The following is a 22,881-nucleotide window of genomic DNA, read 5'->3' on the forward strand; positions in this document are numbered from 1 at the left end:
GAAAACTTGCACCGCTAGTTTACCGTGCATGGACCTTCACCTCTCCGCCGAGCAGGCGGCGGTCCGCCGGCTGGCCGCCGACTTCGTCGACCGTGAGGTGGTGCCGCACGCCGCCACGTGGGACCGCCGCGAGTCGGTCGACCGCGGCATCGTCGGCAAGCTCGGCGAGGTCGGCTTCCTCGGGCTGACCATCCCCGAGGAGCACGGCGGATCCGGCGGGGACCACCTCTCGTACTGCCTGGTCCTCGAAGAGCTCGGGCGCGGCGACTCCGCCGTACGCGGCATCGTCTCGGTCTCGCTCGGGCTGGTCGCCAAGTCGATCGCCGCGCACGGCACGCCCGAGCAGCGGGAGCGGTGGCTGCCCGGGCTCTGCTCCGGCGCCGCGCTGGGCTGCTTCGCGTTGACCGAGCCGGACAGCGGCTCGGATGCCGCCGCCCTGACCACGCGAGCGGTCCGCGACGGCGACACCTGGCTGATCACCGGCCGGAAGACGTTCATCACCAACGGCACCACCGCCGACGTCGCGCTCCTCTTCGCCCGTACCGGCGGCCCCGGACACCGCGGGATCACGGCGTTCCTGGTGCCGACCGGCGCCCCCGGCCTCACCCGGCGGGAGATCCACGGCAAGCTCGGCCTGCGCGGGCAGGCCACCGCGGAACTCGTCCTCGACGAGGTCCGGGTCCCCGACACCGCCCGCCTCGGGGACGAGGGCGGCGGCTTCCGGCTGGCGCTCGCCACCCTCGCCAAGGGGCGGATGTCCGTCGCCGCCGGGTGCGTCGGCATCGCGCAGGGCTGCCTGGACGCCGCCGTCGGCTACGCCGGCCAGCGCACCCAGTTCGGCAAGCCCATCGCCGGGCACCAGCTCGTGCAGCAGCTCCTCGCCGGCATCGCGGTCGACACCGCCGCCGCGCGCCTGCTCGTCTGGCGGGTCGCCGACCTGATCGACCGGGGCGAGCCGTTCGCCACCGAGGCGTCGATGGCCAAGCTGTTCGCCAGCGAGGCCGCCGTCCGCGCGGCCAACGACGCGATCCAGGTGTTCGGCGGGTACGGCTACATCGACGAGTACCCGGTCGGCAAGTACCTGCGCGACGCCCGCGTCGCCACCCTCTACGAGGGCACCAGCCAGATCCAGCAACTGCTCATCGGCCGGGCGCTCACCGGCGTCAACGCCTTCTAGACCAGGGCTTACGACCGTACGCGCACCACAGAGGACCAGGAGGCAACATGGACTTCGCGCTCTCGGACGAGCAGCGGGCCATCCGGGACACCGCCCGCGACTTCATCCGCCGGGAGGTGATGCCGCTGGAGCAGGAGGTGCTGCGCCGTGAGCGGGCCCACCAGCCCGGCCTGGAACGCAGCGAGCTGCGGGAGCTCCAGCTCAAGGCGCGCCGGTTCGGCTTCTGGGGGCTGGCCACCCCGGAGGAGTACGGCGGGATGGACCTGCCCGCGGTCACCCAGGCGTTGATCTGGACCGAGCTGGGCCGGTCGTTCGTGCCGTTCCGTTTCGGCGGGGAGGCGGACAACATCCTCTTCCACGCCAGCGAGGAGCAGAAGAAGGAGTTCCTCGTCCCGACCATCGAGGGGGAGCGGGTCTCCTGCTTCGCCATCACCGAGCCGGGTGCCGGCTCGGACGCGGCGAACATCAAGCTGCGCGCGCGGCGCGACGGTGACGACTGGATCCTCGACGGCGAGAAGACCTTCATCACCAACGGCAACGACGCCGACTTCGCGATCGTCGTGGCGGTGACGGACCCGGACCGGGGCGCCCGCAACGGCGGTGCCACCGCGTTCCTGGTGGACCGGGCGATGGGCTGGCGGTCGGAGTTCATCCAGACCATGGGCGAGGGCGGGCCGGCGTCGCTGGTCTTCGACGCCGTACGCGTGCCGCACCGCAACATCCTCGGCGAGGTCGGTCAGGGCTTCACGCTCGGCATGGAGTGGATCGGCAAGGGCCGTTACACCATCCCGTCACACGCCCTCGGCATCGCCGAGCGGGCGCTGCAGATGGCCATCGAGTACGCCAACACGCGCGAGACGTTCGGCGCGAAGATCGGCACCAACCAGGCGATCCAGTGGATGATCGCCGACTCCGAGACCGAGCTGGAGGCGGCCCGCTGGCTGGTGCTGCGCGCCGCGTGGACGGTCGACGCCGGTCTCGACCCCCGGCACGCCTCCTCCATGGCGAAGCTGTACGGCGCGGGGATGGTCAACCGGGTGGTGGACCGGGTGCTCCAGATCCACGGCGGCATGGGCTACACCCGGGAACTGCCGATCGAACGCTGGTACCGGCAGGTGCGCCTCTACCGCATCTTCGAGGGCACCGACGAGATGCAGCGCCTGATCATCGCCCGCGACCTCCTGCGCGGCTACACGAAGGTGGGAGCCTGAGGGTAAGGAAGGGCCCCCTGTTAACGCCTGGCGCTGTACAAGGGACCCTTCCTAACCGCCTGCGTCAGCAACGCGGCACGTTCGGGATGTACCCGTCGTGGCCGGTGTAGACGTACGCGTCGGCGATGTACCGGCCGGCGCCGATCCGGTCCCAGATGGAGCTGGTGCCGTACGTGCCGGTGACGGTGGTGCCGCTGGTCTGGCACCGGATGGTGACGGTGGCGCCGTCGGCGACGGTGCCGACCGCGTCGTACCCGGTGCCGGGGCCGGAACGGACCGTCAGCGGGGTGCCGCTGGTGTTGACGGTGCCGGTCGCGGTGCCACCGCCGCAGCCGTTGTCACTGGTGTACGTCTTCGTGCCCCAGTAGAGGGCCAGGGTCCCGTTGAAGCGGACCTGGATGTCGCTGCCGTTGAGCCGCTGCTCGTAGTGCAGGTGCGGGCCGGTGGAGCCGCCGGTGCTGCCGACCCAGCCGATGACCTTGCCGTAGCCGACGGTCTGCCCGACCGAGACGTTGAAGCCGTTGAGGTGCGCGTAGTAGGTGCTGTATCCGTTGCCGTGGTTGATCCGGACGTACTTGCCGTAGCTGGTGCCGCCGAGGTCGGTCACCCGGTCGACGGTGCCGGGTGCGCTGGCCACCACCGGGTCGCCGAGGTCGTCGGTCCGGTTGAAGTCCACCGCGTACGCGGGGCTGTGGTTGGTGCGGGTCTGCCCGGACCAGGACTGGCCGCACGGGAAGGGCACCTTGAACGTCGGTGCGGCCGCCGCCGGCGCTGCCGGCAGCAGCACGCCGAGCGTCAGCAGCGCGGTCGCGAGCAGGCCGGTCCACCGCTTACCCATCCAGCACCTCCAATGTCGAAAACCTTCGATGATTGGAGCTAAGCCTGACGGATTTCGCCACGGAAGGGAAGGGTCGGCGGCCCGCCCCGCCGGGAGCCGGCTGCCGAATCGCCTCGTCCGTGCCGCCGGAGGGCACAGTCAGTCGACGTCGGACCTCACGGGCAGGGGACGTCCGCGCCGTCGGGCGACGACGCCCAGGACGGCGTCCATCACGAGGAACGCGACGAGGGTGCCGCCGAACCAGGGCAGCGGCCAACCGAGGGCGACGACGAGCGGGACGCCGAGTAGCAGCGCCCAGGCCGGGAGGCCGCGCAGCGCGCCCCGGACTAGCCGATCTTGTGTCCGATAATGATTACGCCGCACGGCGGTCGGGGAGGTGAGCGGATCCCGGGTACGGCGGCGGGACGAGCCGCAGCCGCGGGACCTCGGCCGGCTCGTCGGCGTCGAGGCGCCAGCGCGGTCCGTCACCGCCGCGTCCGCGTCGGGCGGGGCCGCCGGGACGCAGACGGGGGCGGGACAGGGCGACGACGACGGCGTAGCCGGCGAGGAGGAACGCGTGGCTGACCAGCCGGCTGCCGTCCACCCGCCCGAGCACGAGATCGTTGACCGACAGCAGGAGCAACGTGCCGACGAAGGCGCTCAGCATCGGCACCAGGCCGGTCGGGGGAGTACGGCGGGCCGCGACGAACAGGAAACCGGCGCCCACCGCGACGTTCCACGCCGCCGACTCGTGCCACAGGTGCCCCGCGCCCAGCGTGCCGGCGGTGTGGACGTGCGCGCCGGCCGCGCCGCGACCGATCTGCACCAGCCCGAGCAGCAGCTGGAGCGCGCCGATCAGACCCAGCACCGCCCGCAGGCCGAGCACGAGGCGGCCCCGCCGCCGGCGGGGCGCGGACGCGGGTAGGGCGGCCAGGACCGCGTCGGTGAGATCCGTGCCGGGCAGCGGCACCGACAGTCGGGCCCGCCGCGTCACCGCCGCGGCCCGGTCGAACCACGACCGGCAGTCACCACAGCCACTCAGATGCGCCTCGGCCGCCGCCCGCTCGGCCGGCGTCTCCTCGCCGTCGAGCTGCGCCGACAGCACCTCGCGCCACTGCTCACACCCCATGTACCGGTAGTCGGACCGGCGGCGGCGACGGTTCCCGGCACTTTCCGGACGCCGCCCGGGGACTCCCACCGCCGGGACGGCCCAGTGTCGCGTTCAGCCGGCCGTGCCGCCGCCCCGGCGCGCGCCCGGCCGGCCTTCGGCTGCGGCCACCAGGTCCTCGCGGGCCCGTGCCACCCGGGAGCGGATGGTGCCGACCGGGCAGTCGCACACCTCCGCCGCCTCGCCGTAGGACAGGCCGAGGATCTGGGTGGCGACGAACGCCTCCCGTCGCTCGGCCGGCAGCGCCGCGACGAGCTGCTCCAGGGCCACCTGCCGGTCGAATCCGCTGCGGGCCGGGTCCGGGGCGTCGTAGAAGTCGGACATGGGCACCGTCCGTGGGCGAACCGTCGCGGCGCGGACGTGGTCGACCGCGACCCGGCGGGCGATGGCGAGCAGCCAGGTGCGTGCCGTGGACCGGCCGGCGAACGACGGCAACGACCGCACCGCCCGCAGGAACGTCTCCTGCGCCAGGTCGTCGGCCTCGGCGGGGGACACCAGTGCGCCGAGGAAGCGGCGGACCTGCTGCTGCGTCGCCCGGACGAACCGGGCCGCGGCGTCGCGGTCCCCCCGCCCCGCGGCGAGGGCCCACGCGGTGACCTCCGCGTCGTCGTCCGCCATCGACACCTCCCCGCCCGTCCCGGCGCCCGCCGCCGGCCACGACGATTCGTCGTAGTGATCGGGCGGTAGCGTACCGTACCGAACGCTGCCCGCCCCTCCACCGGTACGTCCCGGACGGCCGACCGGATCAACCGCCGCCGAGCGCCGGCGGGCCCCGGCGGTCAGGGGGCACGGTCGGCGCCGGTCGGGCGGTCGCGAAGCCGTCCATCCCGGACCGTCGGCGAGATCGTCCTTCCCTTGGCCGGCACAACGCCCTAACCTCTGTGGAAGCGCTCCCATCGATTCTGATCGCCGTACCGGGCGGGCGATCCGGCCTTCCACCCCACCAGAGAAGGACAGGACATGCCTGTAAGCGCACGCATGCGGGCCGCCATCGTGGCGGCCTGCGCCGCCGTCGGCCTGACCGCCCCAGCGGCGGTCGCGGTCGCCGCGCCCGACACCCCCGCCCCCCTCGTCGCCGCCGCACCCACCGCCGACTGGCTGCACACCGACGGCAACCGGATCGTCGACGAGGCCGGCAATCAGGTGTGGTTGACCGGGGTCAACTGGTTCGGCTTCAACGCCTCCGAGCGCGTCTTCCACGGCCTGTGGTCGGCCAACATCGAGACCATCACCCGACAGATGGCCGAACGCGGCATCAACATCGTCCGGGTGCCGATCTCCACCCAGCTCCTGCTGGAGTGGAAGGCCGGCCAGACGGTCGTCCCGAACGTCAACACGTACGTCAACCCCGAGCTGGCCGGCAAGAACAACCTCCAGGTCTTCGACCACTGGTTGCAGCTGTGCGAGAAGTACGGCCTGAAGGTCATGCTCGACGTGCACAGCGCCGAGGCCGACAACTCCGGTCACGTCTACCCGGTGTGGTGGAAGGGCACGATCACGCCGGAACTGTTCTACCAAAGGCTGGGAATGGGTCACCGACCGCTACAAAACCAACGACACGATCGTCGCGATGGACATCAAGAACGAACCGCACGGCACGCCGAACCAGCCGCCGCGCGCCAAGTGGGACTCCAGCACCGACCAGGACAACTTCAAGTACGCCTGCGAGACGGCCGGCCGGCGGATCCTCGCCGTCAACCCGAACCTGCTGATCCTCTGCGAGGGAATCGAGGTCTACCCGCGCGCAGGTGAGACGTGGAGCTCGCCGAACACCGACCCGGACCTCAGTCCCAACTACCACTACAACTGGTGGGGCGGAAACCTTCGCGGCGTCGCCGAGCACCCGGTTAACCTCGGCGCGCACCAGGACCAGCTCGTCTACTCCCCGCACGACTACGGGCCCCTGGTGTTCGAGCAGCCCTGGTTCCAGCAGGACTTCGACAAGAACTCCCTGATCAGCGACGTGTGGCGGCCGAACTGGCTCTACCTCCACGAGAACGGGACCGCGCCGCTGCTCGTCGGCGAGTGGGGCGGCCGGCTCGGCCAGGACGCCCGGCAGGACAGGTGGATGGCGGCGCTGCGCGACATGATGGGCGAGTACGGCATCCACCACACGTTCTGGTGTCTCAACCCGAACTCGGGCGACACCGGCGGCCTGCTGCGCGACGACTGGACCAGTTGGGACGAGACGAAGTACAACCAGATCCTCAAGCCGGTCCTGTGGCAGCACAACGGCAGGTTCGTCAGCCTCGACCACCAGGTGCGCCTGGGCGGCGCCGCCTCCACCACCACCGGCATCAGCCTGGCCGAGCGGTACGCGGGCGGCGGGAGCGACACCGTCGCGCCGACCGCTCCGGGGCAGCCGACCGTCAGCGACCTGACCGCCACCGGTGCCACGCTGACCTGGGCCGCCGCCACCGACAACGTCGGCGTCACGGGGTACGACGTGCTGCGGGCGGTCGGGTCCGGGCCGGCCACCATCGTCGCCACCGTCACCGGCACCACCTACCGGGCCACCGACCTCGCCGCCGGGACCGCGTACACCGTCAGCGTGCGGGCGCGCGACGCCGCCGGCAACGCGTCGGCACCGTCGGCGGGCCGGACGTTCACCACGCCGGCCGGTGGCGGTGGCGGCGCCGGGTGCGCGGCGACGTGGACGGTGACCAACTCCTGGCAGGGTGGCTTCCAGGGGCAGGTCGCGGTCAGGAACACCGGCACCGGCCCGACCAGCACGTGGCGGGTCACCTGGACCAACCCCATCGGCACCGCCATCTCCGCACTGTGGAACGGCAGGCTGACCACGTCCGGCGGCGCGAACACCGTGACCAACGAGCCGTACAACGGCACGCTCGCCGCCGGGGCCAGCACCACCTTCGGGTTCACCGGCACCGGCGCGGGCACCGCCCCGACCGACCTGGCCTGCTCCGCCCCGTGACGAAGCCGGACGCCGACCCGGGCCGGGTCAACCTTTGAGCGACGGGCCGGCCCGGAGACGACGCAGCGTCTCCGGGCCGGCCTCACCCCGCGCGACCCGCCCGTCAGTCGCCGGTGTTCGGAAGCGGGTCGGCGCGGGGCCGCCGGGGACGCAGTACCGGCCGGGTGACCGGCGCTTCGGCGGGACCGACCGGAGCTGTCTCCTCCGTGGCGACCGACGCGTCCGGGTCGCCGTGCCCGGCGGCCCCGGCCGGCGAGGGCTCCAGCCGGCTGATCGCCTCGGTCAGCGCCGTCAGCTGGGCGGCCAGATCGGCCACCCGCAGGACCACCTCGCGGCGTACCGCCGCCGGGTCGACCACGTCGAGCCCCGGTGCGTACCCCGAGATGACGCCGTCGTGCCACTGCCGCCCGGTCCCGTGGCCGAGGGCGAGCTCCAGGTCGGACAGGTCCTCGGCGTCGCGGTCCGTCACGTTGACGCCCAGCCGGGCCTCCACCGCGTCCGGTTCGTACATCTCCTCGACCAGGCGCAGGTAGAGCTCGTTGGGGTTGGGCAGGTCCACCACCCGGCGCAGGACGTTGCGCCGGCTCGCCGACTCCAACTGGAACGTGCCGTAGTTGAGCAGGCGGCCGAACGGGGACTGGACGTAGCGCATGTCGGTCACCCGCAGCAGCGGGATCATGCCCACCCGGCGGACGAACACGCCTTCGGTCGACATCAGCCGCTTGTTCGTGATCACGAACCGGCCCAGGTGCCAGCCCAGGACGCGGTGCGCGGTCAACAGCACCGCGCCCACCAGCACCGCGGCGACGACCCAGCCCGTGTAGCGGGGGTTGACGCGTTGCTGGGCGACCAGCACGCCGAGGACGGCGTAGACCGCGACGACGCCGACGCTCTTCACCGGGTGGATCCAGTGCCGGCGCCACTCGCCCCGGTACCGCTCGGTCGGGAACAGGTACCGGGCGACGCCGGGGGTCGGTTCGTCCTCCAGCGGCAGGACCCGCCGGGCGCCCAGCAGGTCGTCGGCCACCTCTCCGCCGGGCTCCCGGCCGGCGAGCCGGCGCAGCCGGGTGAGTACGGCGTCGGCGAGGAACCCCAGCCCGGTGCCGAGCTTGAGAAGTTTGCCGGGCCGCTCGTTGATGATGGCCGCCTGCTCCTCGGCGCGGATCTCCGCCCGCTCGTGGTCGTCCGGGTAGTGCAGCCGGGCCGACCAGGTGACCAGCTTGCGGCCGAGCCACGGCGACAGGTCGGTCATCTCGTTGACGATCAGCCCCAGCACCAGCGCCAGGACAACCTCGACCGTGCCCACCGGGTCAGCCCGCCGGCGTGGCGTGTGCGTCGCGGCCGAAGCCGGGAGCCGGGCGGGGGCGCGCCGGCGGCGTCCGGACCGGCGCCGGGACCTCGCGGCGGGCGGCCTCGGCGCCGCTCGGGGTCAGGCGGTAGTACCGCCGCCGTGGTCGGACCGGTGAGTCGGCGGCCCGCCGCTCCCACGAGCCGGTGATCCAGCCGGCGTCCTCCAGCTGGTCGAGCACCGCGTAGACGGTCGGGCCCGAGCGCCGCACCGACCGCATGATCTGCCAGCCGTGCACCTCGGTCTGTTGATCCCACGCCTCGAGCAGGAGCCCGAGCACGTCGAGCAGGGCGCTGGTGATCCGGGGCCGGGCCATGTCCCATTCTAGGGACGACCCACCACAGTGGAAGGTGTCGGCAATCGGACGGCACGGCGGCGCGCGCGGCGCGGGCAGGACCCGACCGGCCCAGGAGTCCTACAGCCGCCCCGGCGTCAACGGCGGCGCCGCTCCACCACCCGGAGGGTGTTGCAGACGTCGGCGACGCCGGGCACGTCCCAGACGAGTTCCCCGGCGGCCTTGCGGGCCTGCACATCGGCGACCGTGCCGGCGAGGATCACCACCCGGTTCTGCACCGTCACCGTGATCTGCTGACGGCGGGTCGACCAGTCGATGCTGAGCCGCTGCGCGGCCAGCGCCGCCAGTCGCGTGTCCTCGTCGTCCGGCTGCGGCGGGTCCCACGCCGGGTGGAACGGGTCGTTCTCGGGCAGGGGCCAGGGCATGACCATGTCGGTGTCCTCATCCTCGGTTCGGGGGGCGCGGTGCCGCCGGGCACCGGGCGGCGCGGCGCTCCGCTCAGACAAGCACCTCGGGCTCGGTGGCGCTGCCGGACCGGGGCGGAACCACCGGAAACGCGGCCTGCAGACGCATCGTGTGCAGCACGGTCAGCACGAACCGGGAGGGGGCGTGCAGGCACAGCTCCATGCCCCGCTGGCGGGCCTCCTGCCGGGCGCGGACCAGCAGCCCGAGGCCGGCCGAGTCGATGTGCTCGACGGTGGAGAGGTCGACCGTCACCCGGCCGGCGTGTTCCTCCGCCGCGGCCAGCGCCGCGCGCAGCGCGTCGGTCTCCGCCTCGGCGGCGGCCGGCACCGGATCGTCGACCTCGTCGAGGTCGTCGATCCCGAGGGGGTGCGGGCCGGCCGCCGCCGAACCGGGGGTGGGGAGGGGAGTGCAGCGTGGGCAGCGGTGCGGGCCGGTCGCGAACGGGGATCCGGTCCACCCGTGCTCGGACACCAGGGTCCAGACAACCTCGGCGTCGGGCAGGACGACGGCGGTGCTCGCGGCCGTGTCGCCGCAGCCGTCGCAGATCAGGGTCATCACGTGCTCGTCCGGCACGACGGTCATCGGCCCTTCCCTTCCTGGTCCGCCGGCACCGTGGTCGGGTCGATGGCGGATCGCCACCGGGTCGTGGCGTGGCCTGTCGGGCGCGGGGCCCGTCCCGCCGTGACGAGGGCGAGCAGGACCGCGGTGCCGGCGAAGCCGGCCTGGACAGCCAGCCGGAGCGGGCTGGGTGCGGCGACGTCGACCCCGGCGACCCGGGCGCTGATGGTGCCGAGCAGGGCGGCGCCGACGCCCACCGCCAGGGTCAGCCAGACCGGGGCGACCGGCCGCCCGGGCAGGACGAGCCGCCCGAACGCGCCGACGGCGAGGCCGACGACGAGGGCGTGGACGAGTGCGTCGCCGGTCATCGTCGCGTCCCTTCGGGCATGTCCTTCACCCTTCAAGGGGCTCTTGTAGCGGCCGGCGCAGTTGCATGACAGTCGTGTGACAAATTCCCCGGCGGGACACCGGAGGTGGGCACCTGCCCTGGTGGCAGGGATGATTCCGGTATGACGGCCGTACTGGTGATCGAGGACGACGACCGCATCCGGCTGGCGCTGCTGCTCGCGCTGGAGGAGGAGGGGTACGCCGCGCGCGGCGCGGCGACCGCCGAGGAGGGGCTGCGCCTCCAGCGTTCGGAGCCCGCGGACTACGTGCTGGTCGACCTGATGCTGCCGGGCATCGACGGGTTCGAGTGCATCCGGCAGCTGCGGCGGGACGACGACGTCCCGATCGTGGTGGTCAGCGCCCGGGACGACACCCACGACATCGTCGCCGCGCTGGAGGCCGGCGCCGACGACTACGTGGTCAAGCCGGTCGCGATCAAGGAGCTGTCGGCCCGGCTGCGGGCGCTGCGCCGCCGGGCTCGCGCCCTGACCGGACCGGTGCCGGTACAGGTCATCGGTGACCTGGAGATCAGCCCCGACGCGGGGGAGGTACGCCGGGCGGGGCAGCCGGTGCCGCTGACCCGGACCGAGTTCCGGCTGCTCTGCGAGCTCGCCGAGCACGCCGGCCGGGTGCTGTCCCGGCAGCAGCTGCTCCAGCGGGTCTGGGGGTACGACACCGGCGACGAGCGCCTCGTCGACGTGCACGTCGGGCGGCTGCGGCAGAAGATCGAGGCGGAACCGGGCAACCCGCGGCACCTGGTCACCCTGCGCGGGCTCGGCTACAAGCTGCAGCGATGAGACGGCTCGGGCTCCGCGCGCGGGTGACCGCCGGGTTCGCCGTCGGCGCCGCGCTGCTGGCCGCGTCGATGGCGTTGTTCTCGTACGACCTGACCCGGCGGTCCCTGCTGGACGAGCGGGAACGCACCGCGGTGCGGGCGGCGTACTTCGACGCGGCGGTGGTGCGTACCGGGCTGGACACCGAGCGCCCCGACGTCGCCGAGGTGCTGCGGTCACTGGACACCGGCAGCGCCCGACGCCCGCTGCTGCACCTGGACGGCTCCTGGTACGCGCGGACCGCGGAGACCGCCGCCACCGGCGTCCCCGAGGCGCTGCACGAGCGGGTGCGCGCCGGCCGGCCCGCGGTGCAGCGGGTCCGGCTGGCCGGGCAGCCCACCCTGCTGGTCGGTGTGCCGCTGTCGGAGCGGGCGACCTACTACGAGCTGACCTCGCTGCGCGAGCTGGAGGAGACCTTCCAGGTGCTCGCCCTGGCGCTGACCGCCGTGGCGATCATGGTGGCCGGGTCCGGCGCGGCCTTCGGCTGGTACGCGACGCGGCACAGCCTGCGCCCGTTGACGGCGGTCGCGGACGCCGCCGAGAAGATCGCCGCCGGGGACTTCACCACCCGCCTGGCCCCGGCCACCGACCCCGACCTGACCCGGCTGTCGACCTCGTTCAACGACATGGTCGACCAACTGGCCCGGCGGATCGAGCGGGACCGCCGCTTCGCCGCCGACGTGAGCCACGAGCTGCGCTCGCCGCTGCAGACCCTCTCCGCGGCGGCGAGCGTCCTCACCAGGCGCCGCGATCACCACGACGAACGGACGGCCACCGCGGCGGGGCTGGTGGCCGACGAGATCGACCGCTTCCAGCAACTCGTCAACGACCTCATCGAGCTCGCCCGCGCCGACCAGCCCGCACAGCGGGAACACGTCGACGTGGCGGCGCTCGCCCGCGAGGTGTGCCGCACCCGGGCGCTCCCCGAGGATCTGGTGCGGGTCGAGCCGGACACGCCGGCCGACTGGCGGGTCGACCGGCGGCGTACCGAGCAGCTGCTGGTGAACCTGCTCGACAACGCGGACCGGTACGGCGGCGGTCCGGTCGCGGTGCGCCTGTCGGTCGACGCCGGCACCGGCACCGGCGTGATCGAGGTGGACGACGCGGGCGCGGGCGTACCGGAGGAGGACCGCGACGGCATCTTCGACCGCTTCGTCCGCGGTCGCGCCGCCCACGCCCGCGCCGGGACCGACGGCACCGGCCTCGGCCTGGCCATCGTCGCGCAGCACGCCGCCGCGCACGGCGGGCGCGCGACGGTGGGGGACCGGCCCGGCGGTGGCGCCCGCTTCCGGGTGGAGCTGCCCGGGAGTGTCGGGTGACCGCGCGCGCGGCGGCGGCCGTCCTGCTCGCCCTGCTCCTCGCCGGCTGCGGCGTCCCCACCGACGACGGGCCACGCGCCGTGGAGGTGCCGCCCGGTCCGTTCCCCACACCCGGCACGGCCACCTCGACCGTGCCGGCCGGTCAGGTGGACGAGGTGCTGTGCTTCCTCCGGGACGACCGCCTCGTGCCCGTGGTCCGGCGGATCGACACGCCGCCGACGTTGGACGGGCAACTCCAGCACCTGCTCGCCGGCCCGAACCAGGCCGAGCGCGACAACGGCCTGACCACCGCGCTGCCCGGCGGGGTCACCGTGGCGGGCGTGCGGCTCGCCGGCGACCGGGCCGAGGTCGAGGTGCCCGAGGCGGGCGACGAGATCGGTCGCAGCGACGAGATCCTCGCCTTCGGACAGATCGTGTGCACCCTGACCGCCCGCGCGGAGGTCGACTCGGTGTCGTTCCTGCGCGACGGGCAGCCGCTCGGGGTGCCCCGCGCCGACGGGTCGCTGTCGCTGGCGCCCCTCACCGCCGCCGACTACGCCGAGCTGACCCGCCCCGGCTGAGGTCCCCGCGGGGGACCGTCGGGCGGTTTCAGCCGCGGTCGTCGGCAGTCGGGCGGACGGCGGTCGGGGCGCCCCGGGCCGGCGCCGCCGGCCGGCCGCCCCGGCGCAGGACCCGCCACATCACCGACGGGCGCATGATCGCCTGGGGCGGGTCGACGAGGCCGGCCACCCGCAGGAACGCCTCGGTGACCCGCGCGTCCCTGGTGGCCGCGGCCTGCACCCGCGCCAGGTACGTGTTGGCGATCCGCACCATCAGCCCACGCCGGCCCTCGGCACCGGGGTGGGCGAGGTCGCCGCCCGCCGCGACCTCCCATGGCGCGTCCAGGAGCCGGGCGACGTCGGCGAAGAACCGGCCCGGACGCGGTGCCGCCGTGGCGGCCAGGTGCCGGCGCAGCAGCAGCGCCTCCAACGCGGCGACCGTCATGCCCTGGCCGTAGACGGGGTTGAAGGTGCACAGCGCGTCGCCGACCACGAGCAGCCCGTCGGGTACGCGGGGCAGCCGCTCGTACCGCCGGCGGACGCTCGCCGGGAACCGGAAGGAGACCGGCTCGTCGAGGAACTCGGCGTCCCGTACCGCGTCGATGACGTCGGGCACCGGCAGCGACTGCGCGTACGCGAGGAAGCCGTCCCGGTCGGTCGGCGGCTCGTCGCCGAGGACGCCGGTCAGCGAGAGCAGCCCCCGGTTCTCGCCGAGGGTGGCCAGGAACGCCCCGCGCGGGTGGGCCGGCGTGGCGACCGGGTTGATCGAGACGTCGCCGTGGAACGGGTCGTCGCGGAACCGGAACCGGGCGCTCGTGTACGTCAGCCCGATCTTGACCCGCTCCTCCGGAACCGCCGGGTACCCCAGCTCGGCCAGCCAGGTCGGGGTCCGCGAGCCGCGGCCTGTCGCGTCCACCACCAGGTCGGCGTCGAGCGCCTCCGGGGTGCCCGCGTCCCGGCGGTGGATCCGGACGCCGGTGATCCGGGTGCCGTCCGTGGCGGCGACCGGCGCGACGACGTCGGTGCCGTCGATCAGCCGTACCCCGGGCAGGCCGAGGACCTTCCGCCGCACCAGGGCCTCGATCCCCGGCCGCCAGCCCCCGACCACCAGCAGGCCGGTCTCCGCCGGCGCCAGGCGGCGGCCGTCGAAGTACCAGCGGATCCGGGTGCCCAGGTCACCGGAGCGCATGCCCGAGGCGGTCAGTTCGGCGGTGAAGCCCGGAAAGATCTCCTCGATGGCCCGCTGCCCGCGGGCGAGCAGCCCGTGCAGGTGCCGGCCCTGCGGGACCCCGCGGCGCGGCGCCGTCCCGTCGGCCAACCGGTCCCGGTCCACCAGGACCACCTCCCGGTACGCCTCCGCGAGCACCTTCGCGGCGAACAGGCCGGCCATGCTTGCGCCCAGGACGACCGCCCGGTCCCTCGGGGTCCCGCTCATCGCCTCTCCCTCCGTTCCCAACCGGGCGGACCCTCCGCCCGCGTACCGCCGGTCCGGTGTGGTCAGTTGACCGGCGTGACCGGCGCGACCGGCGTGACCGGCGCGACCGGCGCGACCGGCGTGACCGGCGCGACCGGCACGACCGGCGTGCCCGTCCCGGTGGCCCAACCGGGCAGCGCGTCGGTGACGGCCGGCTGCTCCGGCACCGTCCGGGGCGCTTCCGCGCCGGGGTCGACCGGGGCGCGGCCCAGCCAGGGTCGCAGCCGCATGGCCGGCCGCTCGACGAGGAACCAGCTCGCCGTCGCCGTCACCACGCTGGCGCCGAGGATCGTCGCCGTCACCAGCCAGAAGTTGCCCGTCCCCAGCGGCGTGCCGGTGAGGCCGAAGAAGAGCCACAGGTGGAACACGTGCCAGAGGAAGACCCCGTAGGAGATCCGGCCGAGGAAGGCCACCACCGGGTTCGACAGCACGGCGCGCATGTACCGGGGACGCCCGCTCGGCAGCGCGAGCGGTGCCACCGCCAGCACCGCGATCGCCAGGTAGAGGGTGTGGTCGACGATGGCCGCGCCGAGCGGCGGGTAGTTCATCTCGTTCGGGCCGCTGACCGGCGAGCAGGCCAGCGCGTACGCGGCCAGCGCACCGAGCCACGCCACGCCGGGGAAGCGGCCGAGGAACCGGTACACCGCCGGCTGCCGCTCGGGTGCCACCTCGGCGACCGCCGACAGGGTCGCCAGGACCATGCCGGCGGCCAGGTAGCCCACGTACTCGGTGGGCCACAGGTGCTGGGCCGGGAAGGCGCCCATGGACGGCAGGTGGTGGTAGGCGGCGAAGGCGGCGCCGACGAGCACGACGCCGCCCAGCGGCAGGACGATCCGCCGTACCCGCGCGGCCGGGTCGGTGACCCGACGCGCCCACCGGCGCAGCGCCCACGCCACCAGCGGAAGCGTGAGGTAGAACGCGACCTCGGTGGCGAGGCTCCACGTCTGCTCCATGCCCGTCGGCATCGTCGCCGGGTCGTAGACCTGGAGCACCAGCAGGGGGAACAGGACGTCCCGTGGCCCGTCCACGGCGTCGGCGTTCAGCACCACCAGCGCGACGACCGTCAGCACCCAGTACGCGGGCAGGATCCGCAGCGCCCGCCGCCAGAGGTACGGCCGCAGCGGCGTCGCCGGCCGATCGGTGAGCGTGGCCAGGGCGAGCGGGCGGTAGAGCACCAGTCCGGACAGGACGAAGAAGATCGGCACGCTGACGTCCATCGTGTTCAGCACCGGCCCGGCGACCGGGTTGCCGGACGCGCCGTACATGTCGGAGGCGATCACACCGGTGGTGAGCGCGACGTGGGTCAGCATGACCAGCACGGCGGCGATCCCGCGTAGTCCCTCCAGCTCCGGGAAGAAGATCCTCGCGCGTCTGTCTGTTCGGTCCTCGCGTACCGCCGTCATCACCGGCTCCTCACCGCGGACGCGCCCACCGGAGTGGTCACGGCCGCCGGGTCGTCGCGGAGGCTCCCTCGCATCCGCCCTCCACACCGTGGGATCGTCCGGCCGCCGCCCGGTACGGCGCATCTTCCACCGTGCGCAGCCGACGGCGCGGGCCCGGGAGAGCGCACGGTGGAAGATGCGCGCCGCGGGACGGCCGGAGAACGATGCGGACGAGGGAAACCAGTCACCGCCCGGCGTGCGCCGCCCGGCGGCCGGTCGAACGCGGAGGTACGGGACGTGGGTGGGGAGCGGTCACCGGACGGCACAGGTCGACCAGGCCGCGGGACCGGGCGGGCACTGGTCCCCGTCCTGCTGGCCGCCGTCCTGGCGCTGCCGGCCCCACCGGCTCAAGCTGCCCCGTCCGGTCGGGAAGCCGTGCGGTCCGGTGCGGACAGCGGGGGGACGGCGGCGGACGCCGGCGGGTCGGGGGCCGCCCGTCCCGCGCCGGCCGGCCCGCCGTCCACGGCGCCGGCCCGGCACACCGTCACGCTGCTCACCGGCGACCGGGTCACCGCCTCGGCGGACGGCGCGCAGGTGACCGTCACGCCGGGCGCCGGCCGGGCCGGGATCCGGTTCACCACCCTCCGCGCGGGCGGCCGGCAGCTCGTGCTCCCCGAGGACGCGCGTCCGCTCGTCACCGCCGGCCTGCTGGACCGGCGGCTGTTCGACGTCACCGAACTGGTCCGCGCGGGCTACGACGACGCGCGCAGCCCCGGGCTGCCGCTGCTCGTCACCCGACGCGGCGCCGATCCGGCGGCCGGGCTCACCGGGCCCGGTCTGCGCACCACCGCCCGCCTGCCGCACGCGGGTGCGGTGACCCTCACGAAGTCGGCCGCCCCGGCGGCGTGGGCGGCGATCCGTTCCCAGCGGGCGCACCTCGCCCGGATCCGGCTGCACACCCCGGCCGCCCCGGCCCCCGGCCCGGTGAGCACCGCCACGTCGGACGGCGCGTCCGGGCAGGGGAGCGACGCGACGTCCGGCGGTGCGTCCGGGCCCGCGAGCACCACCGCGTCGGGCGGTGCGGGACCGGCGGCCGAGACCCACACGCTGACGGTGCGCCACCTCGGCCCGGACGGACGGGCGAGCAGTGTCGCCGAGACGATGGTCCTCGACCTCACCGGCGACGTCCGGGCGGTGCTGAGCGACGCGGCCGGCACATCCTCCGCCGAGCTGCCCAGGGGGACGTACGTCCTGGTCGCCGACGTGGTCGACTTCGGCGACACCGGCTCCACCTGGCACCGGCTGGTCCAGCCCGAGCTGGTCCTCGACCGGGACGCCACGGTGACCGTGGACGCGCGGCGATCGGCGCCGGTACGCACCTCCGTGCCCCGGCCCGACGCCCGTACCGCCCTGGTGGACCTCGGCTTCGAGCGGCGCGACGGCGACCGCCCCGGGTTCACCCTGTCACTGGCGGCGGACGGCTTCGACGGCCTGTACGCCGGGCAGATCGGCGGCGACGTCGACGCCACGCGGATGACCGGTTACCTCGCCTCCACCTGGGGGGTGCCCGGGCCACGCGGCGACTTCGCGGACACCCCGTACACGTACGGCCTGCTGGACACCCGCCCCGGCGGCTTCTTCACCGGCCTCGACCGCACCGTCGACGAGGGCGACCTCGCCGCCGTCGACACCCGGCTGGTCGCGCAGGTGCCCGGCCGGCCCGCCACCAAGGCCCACTTCGCGACGGCTCCCGGCGTGACCGGGACGCTGGCCGCCCTGCTGCCGTTCCGCCTGCCGGCCCGCACCGTCCACCTGCTCGACGCGGGCGACACCCAGTGGAGCGGCGCCTTCGGTGAGAACGTCCCCGGGCCGGGCGGGCTACCCACCGAGGTCACCGCCCTCGGGCAGGGCTACCGGAGCTACCGGGCCGGCCACCGGTACACCGACCGGTGGAACGCCGCGGTGTTCGGGCCGATGTTCGACTTCGCGGGCCACGCCGGCCGGCGCGGCGACACCGTCTGGTTCGGCGTCCCGATCTACTCCGACCAGGACTCCCACCGGGGCGGCTCACTCACCGACACCGCGTCCACCCTGCTCTACCGCGACGGGGTGCTGCTGGCCCGCTCCGGCGCCGGGAACCTCGAGACGGAGGTCCCGCCCGGCCCCGGCACGTTCCGGGTGGAGAAGCGGACGACCCGGCCGTCCTTCTCCGACCTGTCGACGCGGGTGGACTCGGTGTGGACGTTCCGCTCCGACCCGGCGGGGGAGGCGGGCGAGTCGTTCCCGCTCTGGGCCGTCCGGTACGCGCCGCCGGTCGACGACCACAACCGGGTGCGTCCGGGGCCGGTGACCGTGCTGCCGGTGACGGTGATGTCCCAGCCGCAGGCCCGGGTCGGTGCCGTACGGGAACTCGCCGTCGAGGTCTCCGGCGACGCGGGCCGCACGTGGCGGCCGGCGCGCGTGGTGCCTGCGGGCGGAGCCGGCTACCGGGCCGTGGTGGCCACCCCGCCGGGCGCGGCGTCGCTGTCGCTGCGGGCCGTCCTCGTGGACACCGACGGCAACCGGCTGGAGCAGACGATCGTCGACGCCTACCGGTACGCGTCCCGTGAGCGGGACCGTTGAGGAGGAAACCATGAGCGTCTCCACCCGGGTCGCGTCCGCCGCCCTCGTTGCCGGGTGCGCGTCGGCGACGGCCACTTTCGGCCCCGCCCCGGCGCGGGCGGACACCGCGCCGGCGACGTGCGTGACCGCCCCGAGCACCCCGACCCTGAGCCCGACCGGCGTGTCGGTACGCAGCGTGGCGACCAACGGTTGCACGGTCTACGCGATCTTCTGGCTGATGCGCTGGCAGTCGACCGACACCGGCTGGCGGACCGTGCTGGAGCGCTGGATGGACCCGGGCACCGTCAACCGGCTCGACTTCGCCTGCCGGGGCAGCGGCACCTGGACGTACCGGGCGGTCGTCTGGGATCCCAACATGATGGGCTACCTGACCTCGCCGGACGCCCGGATCACCTGTTGAGACGCACCCACGCCGCCGGGCGTGCCGGTGGGACCACGAGGAGGTAGGACATGTCCGCAGGCGACACCGCCGTGCTGACCGACGAGGCCGCGGTGCGGGACGTGGCGACCCGCATCATGGCCGCCTGGGCGGCCAACGACGCCGACGGCTTCGCGGCGATCTTCACCGAGGACGGGACCCTCATCGGGGACTCGTACATGAAGGGCCGGGACGGGATCCGCGCGTTCATGGCCGCCGGGTTCGCCGGCCCGTACGCGGGGACGCGGGTGTACGTCGAGCCGCTCGACGTCCGCTTCCTCACCGCCGACATCGCCCTGCTGGTGACCCGGGGCAGCGTGCTGCTGGAGGGCGAGAGCGGGATCGTCCCCGAGCGCGGCTTCCTCGCCACGTCCACGGTGGTGCGGCGGGACGGACGGTGGCACATCGCGGCGTACCAGAACTCGAAGGGCACCGCCGACGGCTGACAGCGGGCTGCCGGGACCGGGCCGGGCGGCGGCGTGCCGCCCGGCCCGGTCAGGCCGGACGGCCGGCGGTGGCCGACACCGACCGGTAGGCCTGGTCCGGCCGCAGCGTCGTGCCCCGGTCGAACTCCTCGGCGAACGCCGCGGCGCCCAGCGCGGCGCGGGCGGCGGCGGTGATCCGGTCGACGTCCCCGCGCTCCCCGTCCGGCAGCGGCGCGCCCACCGAGGCCCGCGCCACCGCCGCCGCGCCGAGCAGCCGGGCCGCGTCCCCGGGGCGGCCGTCGACGGCCGCCGCCCCGGCGAGCCCCTCCAACGCCAGCGCCTGCGCCCGCGGATCCCCGATGGCGGTGGCCAGGGCGAACGACTCGGCGTGCAGGTCGTGCGCGGCGGGCGCGGCCTGCCGCAGTTCGGCGACGAACCCCAGCTCCGCCAGGAGTAGCGCCCGCACCACCTCGGCGTCCAGGCCCGGCTGCCGGGTCCACCCCAGCACGCCGCGCAGCAGGTCCTCCGCCTCGGCGAGGCGGCCCTCCCGGCGGGCCCCGAGCCCCAGACCGATCTGCGCGTACAGCTCGGCGGGCTTGCAGTTCTGCTCGGCGGCCAGCCGCAGCGCCCGCTCGTGGAACTCCCGTGCCCCGTCGTAGTCGCCGGCGAGCAGGGCGATGCGGCCCAGGCCGGAGAGGCGGTCCGCCGCCTCCAGCCACAGCCCGAGCTCCTCGGCCATCCGCAGGCTCTCGCGGTGCAGCCGGGCCGCCTCCGCGTAGTCCCCGGTCGCCTCCGCGCGGGAGCTGAGCGGGAAGGACGCCTGCAACTGGCCCCACCGGTCACCCAGTTCCCGGAAGAGGGCCACGGCGCGTTCGGCGTCGCGGCGGACCGCGGCCAGCTCGCCCCGGGCCTGCGCCTGGTTGGCCCGCAGGCTCAGCGCGGTGGCCACGCCCCACCGGTCGCCGAGCCGTTCGAACTCCGGCAGAACCTCGTCGACGAGCGCGGTGCTGCCGGCCACGTCGCCGGTGTTGAGCAGGGCGAGCCCGAGGAAGCAGACCGCCCGCGACCGAGCCGCCGGGTCCGCGCCGGCCGGCCAGCCGGCGAGCGCCGGGGCGACCAGCGGGGCGTGGTCACCGCCGCCCTCCAGCAGCGCCAGCCCGGCCTGCCAGCAGGCCGCGGCCGACCGCAGCGGCTCCGGGGCGGGGCCGGGCACGCCCAGGGCGGTCTCGATCGACCGGCGTGCCTCCCGCAGCCGCCCGCGCAGGTAGCCGTACCAGGCCAGCGCGGTGGTCAGCTCCAGCGCCCCGGCCGCGTCCCGGTCGGCGACCGCGCCGTCCAGCGCGTGGCGCAGGTTGGCGGTCTCCTGGTCGAGCCGGGTCAGCCACTGCCGTTGTTCGGGACCGCGCAGCGCCTCGTCGGCCCGGCGGGCCAGCGCCGTGTAGTACCGCCGGTGGCGGCGGCGGACGGAAGCCACCTCGTCGGCCTCGCGCAGCCGCTCGGCGCAGTACGCGGCCACCGATTCCAGCAGCCGGTACCGCGGCCCGCCCGGCAGCTCGGCCATCACCACCAGCGAGCGGTCGACCAGCCGGGCCAGCAGGTCGAGCACCTGGTCGGCGGGGAGGCGGTCGTCGGCGCACACCGCCTCCGCGGCCTCCAACGCGCAGCCGTCCGCGTGCACCGCCAACCGCCGCAGCACCACCTGCTCGGGCTCGCCGAGCAGCTCCCAGCTCCAGTCGATCATCGCGCGGAGGGTCTGCTGGCGGGGCGGCGCGCCGCGGTGCCCGCTGGTCAGCACCCGGAACCGGTCGTCGAGCCGGGTCAGCAGGCCGCGGACCCCCAGGGACCGGACCCGGGTCGCGGCCAGTTCCAGCGCGAGCGGGATGCCGTCGAGCCGGTGGCACAGCTCGGCGACGTCCCGGGCGTTCCCCTCGTCGAGCGCGAAGGCGGGCGCGGCGGCGCCCGCGCGGGTGACGAAGAGCCGGACCGCGCTGGCCCGGGCGAGCACCGCCGGGTCGCTGACCGCCGGGTCCGGCAGGGCCAGCGGCGGTACGGCGCAGACCTGCTCCCCGGCGACGCCCAGCGGCTCCTGGCTGGTGGCCAGCAGGCGGACGTCCGGCGCGTGCCGCAGCACCCGGTGCGCCAGCTCGGCGACCGCCTCGACGACGTGCTCGCAGTTGTCCAGCACCAGCAGGAGCCGGCGACCGCGCAGGGCCTCCACCAGGTGCTCGGCCGGCGTGGCGGGGGCGAGGTCCACGCTCTCGCGGACGCCGAGCACCGCGAGGACCGACCCGGCCAGCGCCGCCGGGCCGGCGCGGCGCAGCGCCGCCAGCTCGACCAGCCACACGCCGTCCGGGTACGCCCCGACGAGCCGGTGGGCCGCCTCGACCGCCAGGCGGGTCTTGCCCACCCCGCCCGAGCCGACCAGGGTCACCAGCCGGGCGGCGTCGAGCAGGCCGTGGATGTCCCGTACCGCCTCCTCCCGGCCCACCAGGTCGGTCAGCGGGGCGGGCAGGTTGCCGCGTACCCCCGCCGGGTGCGCGGCGCCCGCCGGGACCGGCGCGACGGTGACCGCGCCGGTCGTCGCCGGCGGGGCGAGCAGCGCCGGGTCGTGCGACAGGATCGCCCGGTGCAGGGCGACCAGCTCGGGGCCCGGGTCCACGCCCAGCTCGTCGGCGAGCCGCCGGCGGAACCGCTCGTAGCGGTCCAGGGCCTCGCCCTGCCGGCCCGCCCGGTACAGCGCCCGCAGGTGCAGCGCGCGCAGGCGCTCCCGGTACGGGTGACGCGTCACCAGGTCGGCGAGTTCCCCGGTGAGCAGGTGGTGCTCGCCCAGCGCGAGCCGGGCCTCGGCCCGGTCCTCGGTGGCGGCCAACCGCTGCTCGTCGAGCCGGGCGGCCAGCGCCGTGACGAACGGGGCTTCCGGGAAGTCGGCCAGCACCGGGCCGCGCCACAGACCGAGCGCCTCGTCGAGGAGGGCCACCCGCGCGTCCGGACCGGTCGTGCCGGCGGCCCGCTCCATTAGCGCCGTGAACCGCTCGGCGTCGGTCGGGTCCGGGTCGGTGCGCAGCAGATACCCCGGGGGGTGGGAGACCACCCGGTCCCGGGCACCGGACTCGGCGGCGTTCAAGGCGCGGCGCAGCTGCCAGACCTTCGTCTGGAGCGCCCCGGTGGGGTTGGCCGGTGGACGGTCCCCCCAGACGTCCTCCACCAGCCGGTCGACCGACGCGGGACGGCCCTCGTGGACCAGCAGGGCGGCGAGCAGGACACGGACCTTCAGATCGGGCACGGTGACCGGCGCGCCGTCCGTCGTCCAGACGCCCAGCGGACCGAGGAGCCCGAAACGCATGGTGTCACCGTAACGCAGCGCTCCGGCGACAGGCCGTCACGTCACCGGCGGCGACCGCGAGTGAACCGGGAGTGGACCGAGAGGGGCCCCGGACAGGGTGGACCAGGGTGCCGGACCACGGTCGGTCGTGGGTCCCCCGCACGGGCCACGTCCCCTCGCCGTGAC

At 74.9% G+C, this 22,881-nt stretch carries 19 protein-coding genes and 2 pseudogenes; 9 read left to right on the forward strand and 12 right to left on the reverse strand.

What is annotated here, in order from left to right:
* The first annotated feature begins 28 nt into the window (after nt 1–28).
* Nucleotides 29–1,177 (forward strand): acyl-CoA dehydrogenase family protein, encoded by a 1,149-nt coding sequence (locus AB0873_RS15865; protein WP_366600478.1) that lies wholly within the window; start codon nt 29–31, stop codon nt 1,175–1,177.
* A gap of 47 nt (nt 1,178–1,224) precedes the next feature.
* Nucleotides 1,225–2,388 carry an acyl-CoA dehydrogenase family protein gene (locus AB0873_RS15870; RefSeq protein ID WP_366600479.1) on the forward strand — a complete coding sequence of 388 codons (1,164 nt, stop codon included), beginning with the start codon at nt 1,225–1,227 and terminating at the stop codon, nt 2,386–2,388.
* 64 nt (nt 2,389–2,452) lie between these two features.
* On the opposite strand, the gene AB0873_RS15875 is transcribed toward AB0873_RS15870, so the two are convergent.
* From AB0873_RS15875 to AB0873_RS15890, 4 genes are all read right to left on the reverse strand, one after another.
* Entirely contained in the window at nt 2,453–3,226 is a 774-nt protein-coding gene (locus tag AB0873_RS15875; protein WP_155331717.1) for a M23 family metallopeptidase, read from the reverse strand.
* A gap of 138 nt (nt 3,227–3,364) precedes the next feature.
* Complete coding sequence (locus AB0873_RS15880) at nt 3,365–3,589, reverse strand: hypothetical protein (protein ID WP_366600480.1); 225 nt, start codon at nt 3,587–3,589, stop codon at nt 3,365–3,367.
* Nucleotides 3,579–4,334 carry a zf-HC2 domain-containing protein gene (locus AB0873_RS15885; protein ID WP_366600481.1) on the reverse strand — a complete coding sequence of 252 codons (756 nt, stop codon included), beginning with the start codon at nt 4,332–4,334 and terminating at the stop codon, nt 3,579–3,581. Before AB0873_RS15885 ends, AB0873_RS15880 begins: the two co-directional genes overlap by 11 nt.
* Before the next feature lie 93 nt (nt 4,335–4,427).
* Entirely contained in the window at nt 4,428–4,991 is a 564-nt protein-coding gene (locus AB0873_RS15890; protein WP_366600482.1) for a sigma-70 family RNA polymerase sigma factor, read from the reverse strand.
* A gap of 342 nt (nt 4,992–5,333) precedes the next feature.
* Between AB0873_RS15890 and AB0873_RS15895 the strand changes: the two are divergent.
* Nucleotides 5,334–7,308, forward strand: a pseudogene (locus tag AB0873_RS15895) (cellulase family glycosylhydrolase).
* 475 nt (nt 7,309–7,783) lie between these two features.
* On the opposite strand, the pseudogene AB0873_RS15900 reads toward AB0873_RS15895, so the two are convergent.
* The 5 genes and pseudogenes from AB0873_RS15900 to AB0873_RS15920 all read right to left on the reverse strand — a co-directional run.
* A pseudogene (locus tag AB0873_RS15900) lies at nt 7,784–8,311 on the reverse strand (PH domain-containing protein); the annotation flags it as partial.
* Nucleotides 8,312–8,618: 307 nt separating this feature from the next.
* Complete coding sequence (locus AB0873_RS15905; RefSeq protein WP_366600483.1) at nt 8,619–8,972, reverse strand: PadR family transcriptional regulator; 354 nt, start codon at nt 8,970–8,972, stop codon at nt 8,619–8,621.
* 116 nt (nt 8,973–9,088) lie between these two features.
* Entirely contained in the window at nt 9,089–9,382 is a 294-nt protein-coding gene (locus AB0873_RS15910) for a BON domain-containing protein (protein ID WP_366600484.1), read from the reverse strand.
* 67 nt (nt 9,383–9,449) lie between these two features.
* Entirely contained in the window at nt 9,450–9,998 is a 549-nt protein-coding gene (locus tag AB0873_RS15915) for an STAS domain-containing protein (RefSeq protein ID WP_155331724.1), read from the reverse strand.
* Nucleotides 9,995–10,342, reverse strand: a complete 348-nt coding sequence (locus AB0873_RS15920) for a hypothetical protein (protein WP_155331725.1) — start codon at nt 10,340–10,342, stop codon at nt 9,995–9,997. The genes AB0873_RS15915 and AB0873_RS15920 overlap by 4 nt, the downstream gene beginning before the upstream one ends.
* 141 nt (nt 10,343–10,483) lie before the next feature.
* Here AB0873_RS15920 and AB0873_RS15925 point away from each other — a divergent pair, with 141 nt between their 5' ends.
* The 3 genes from AB0873_RS15925 to AB0873_RS15935 are packed head-to-tail and all read left to right on the forward strand — an operon-like array spanning nt 10,484 to nt 13,073.
* Nucleotides 10,484–11,158 (forward strand): response regulator transcription factor, encoded by a 675-nt coding sequence (locus tag AB0873_RS15925; RefSeq protein ID WP_155331726.1) that lies wholly within the window; start codon nt 10,484–10,486, stop codon nt 11,156–11,158.
* Complete coding sequence (locus AB0873_RS15930; RefSeq protein ID WP_366600486.1) at nt 11,155–12,513, forward strand: HAMP domain-containing sensor histidine kinase; 1,359 nt, start codon at nt 11,155–11,157, stop codon at nt 12,511–12,513. The genes AB0873_RS15925 and AB0873_RS15930 overlap by 4 nt, the downstream gene beginning before the upstream one ends.
* Nucleotides 12,510–13,073, forward strand: coding sequence for a GerMN domain-containing protein (locus AB0873_RS15935; RefSeq protein ID WP_366600487.1), 564 nt, complete (start codon nt 12,510–12,512; stop codon nt 13,071–13,073). Before AB0873_RS15930 ends, AB0873_RS15935 begins: the two co-directional genes overlap by 4 nt.
* A 28-nt stretch (nt 13,074–13,101) precedes the next feature.
* Here the strand turns inward: AB0873_RS15935 and AB0873_RS15940 are convergent, their stop codons facing one another.
* The gene (locus AB0873_RS15940) at nt 13,102–14,487 is read right to left on the reverse strand and encodes an FAD-dependent oxidoreductase (protein ID WP_366600488.1); all 1,386 of its coding nucleotides are present in this window, start codon (nt 14,485–14,487) and stop codon (nt 13,102–13,104) included.
* A gap of 62 nt (nt 14,488–14,549) precedes the next feature.
* Nucleotides 14,550–15,929, reverse strand: a complete 1,380-nt coding sequence (locus tag AB0873_RS15945; RefSeq protein WP_366600489.1) for an acyltransferase — start codon at nt 15,927–15,929, stop codon at nt 14,550–14,552.
* Between the two features lie 414 nt (nt 15,930–16,343).
* Between AB0873_RS15945 and AB0873_RS15950 the strand changes: the two genes are divergently transcribed.
* The 3 genes from AB0873_RS15950 to AB0873_RS15960 are packed head-to-tail and all read left to right on the forward strand — an operon-like array spanning nt 16,344 to nt 19,394.
* Nucleotides 16,344–18,530, forward strand: a complete 2,187-nt coding sequence (locus tag AB0873_RS15950) for a hypothetical protein (protein ID WP_366600491.1) — start codon at nt 16,344–16,346, stop codon at nt 18,528–18,530.
* Between the two features lie 10 nt (nt 18,531–18,540).
* Nucleotides 18,541–18,930 carry a hypothetical protein gene (locus tag AB0873_RS15955; protein WP_366600492.1) on the forward strand — a complete coding sequence of 130 codons (390 nt, stop codon included), beginning with the start codon at nt 18,541–18,543 and terminating at the stop codon, nt 18,928–18,930.
* A 50-nt stretch (nt 18,931–18,980) separates the two neighbouring features.
* A complete protein-coding gene (locus AB0873_RS15960; RefSeq protein WP_155331733.1) occupies nt 18,981–19,394 on the forward strand; it encodes an SgcJ/EcaC family oxidoreductase in 414 nt (137 codons plus the stop codon).
* A 49-nt stretch (nt 19,395–19,443) separates the two neighbouring features.
* Here the strand turns inward: AB0873_RS15960 and AB0873_RS15965 are convergent, their stop codons facing one another.
* On the reverse strand, nt 19,444–22,716 hold the full coding sequence (locus AB0873_RS15965) for a BTAD domain-containing putative transcriptional regulator (RefSeq protein ID WP_366600494.1): 3,273 nt from the start codon (nt 22,714–22,716) through the stop codon (nt 19,444–19,446).
* Between the last annotated feature and the right edge of the window lie 165 nt (nt 22,717–22,881).

Source organism: Micromonospora sp. NPDC047707, from assembly GCF_040704235.1.
Classification (GTDB): Bacteria; Actinomycetota; Actinomycetes; order Mycobacteriales; family Micromonosporaceae; genus Micromonospora.

Coding starts and splice junctions, on each gene's coding strand:
- AB0873_RS15940 (WP_366600488.1), bottom strand. CDS start 14,487: ATGAGCGGGACCCCGAGGGACCGGGCGGTCGTCCTGGGCGCAAGCATG.
- AB0873_RS15955 (WP_366600492.1), top strand. CDS start 18,541: ATGAGCGTCTCCACCCGGGTCGCGTCCGCCGCCCTCGTTGCCGGGTGC.
- AB0873_RS15925 (WP_155331726.1), top strand. CDS start 10,484: ATGACGGCCGTACTGGTGATCGAGGACGACGACCGCATCCGGCTGGCG.
- AB0873_RS15915 (WP_155331724.1), bottom strand. CDS start 9,998: ATGACCGTCGTGCCGGACGAGCACGTGATGACCCTGATCTGCGACGGC.
- AB0873_RS15910 (WP_366600484.1), bottom strand. CDS start 9,382: ATGGTCATGCCCTGGCCCCTGCCCGAGAACGACCCGTTCCACCCGGCG.
- AB0873_RS15965 (WP_366600494.1), bottom strand. CDS start 22,716: ATGCGTTTCGGGCTCCTCGGTCCGCTGGGCGTCTGGACGACGGACGGC.
- AB0873_RS15865 (WP_366600478.1), top strand. CDS start 29: ATGGACCTTCACCTCTCCGCCGAGCAGGCGGCGGTCCGCCGGCTGGCC.
- AB0873_RS15890 (WP_366600482.1), bottom strand. CDS start 4,991: ATGGCGGACGACGACGCGGAGGTCACCGCGTGGGCCCTCGCCGCGGGG.
- AB0873_RS15905 (WP_366600483.1), bottom strand. CDS start 8,972: ATGGCCCGGCCCCGGATCACCAGCGCCCTGCTCGACGTGCTCGGGCTC.
- AB0873_RS15930 (WP_366600486.1), top strand. CDS start 11,155: ATGAGACGGCTCGGGCTCCGCGCGCGGGTGACCGCCGGGTTCGCCGTC.
- AB0873_RS15870 (WP_366600479.1), top strand. CDS start 1,225: ATGGACTTCGCGCTCTCGGACGAGCAGCGGGCCATCCGGGACACCGCC.
- AB0873_RS15875 (WP_155331717.1), bottom strand. CDS start 3,226: ATGGGTAAGCGGTGGACCGGCCTGCTCGCGACCGCGCTGCTGACGCTC.
- AB0873_RS15920 (WP_155331725.1), bottom strand. CDS start 10,342: ATGACCGGCGACGCACTCGTCCACGCCCTCGTCGTCGGCCTCGCCGTC.
- AB0873_RS15945 (WP_366600489.1), bottom strand. CDS start 15,929: ATGACGGCGGTACGCGAGGACCGAACAGACAGACGCGCGAGGATCTTC.
- AB0873_RS15885 (WP_366600481.1), bottom strand. CDS start 4,334: ATGGGGTGTGAGCAGTGGCGCGAGGTGCTGTCGGCGCAGCTCGACGGC.
- AB0873_RS15960 (WP_155331733.1), top strand. CDS start 18,981: ATGTCCGCAGGCGACACCGCCGTGCTGACCGACGAGGCCGCGGTGCGG.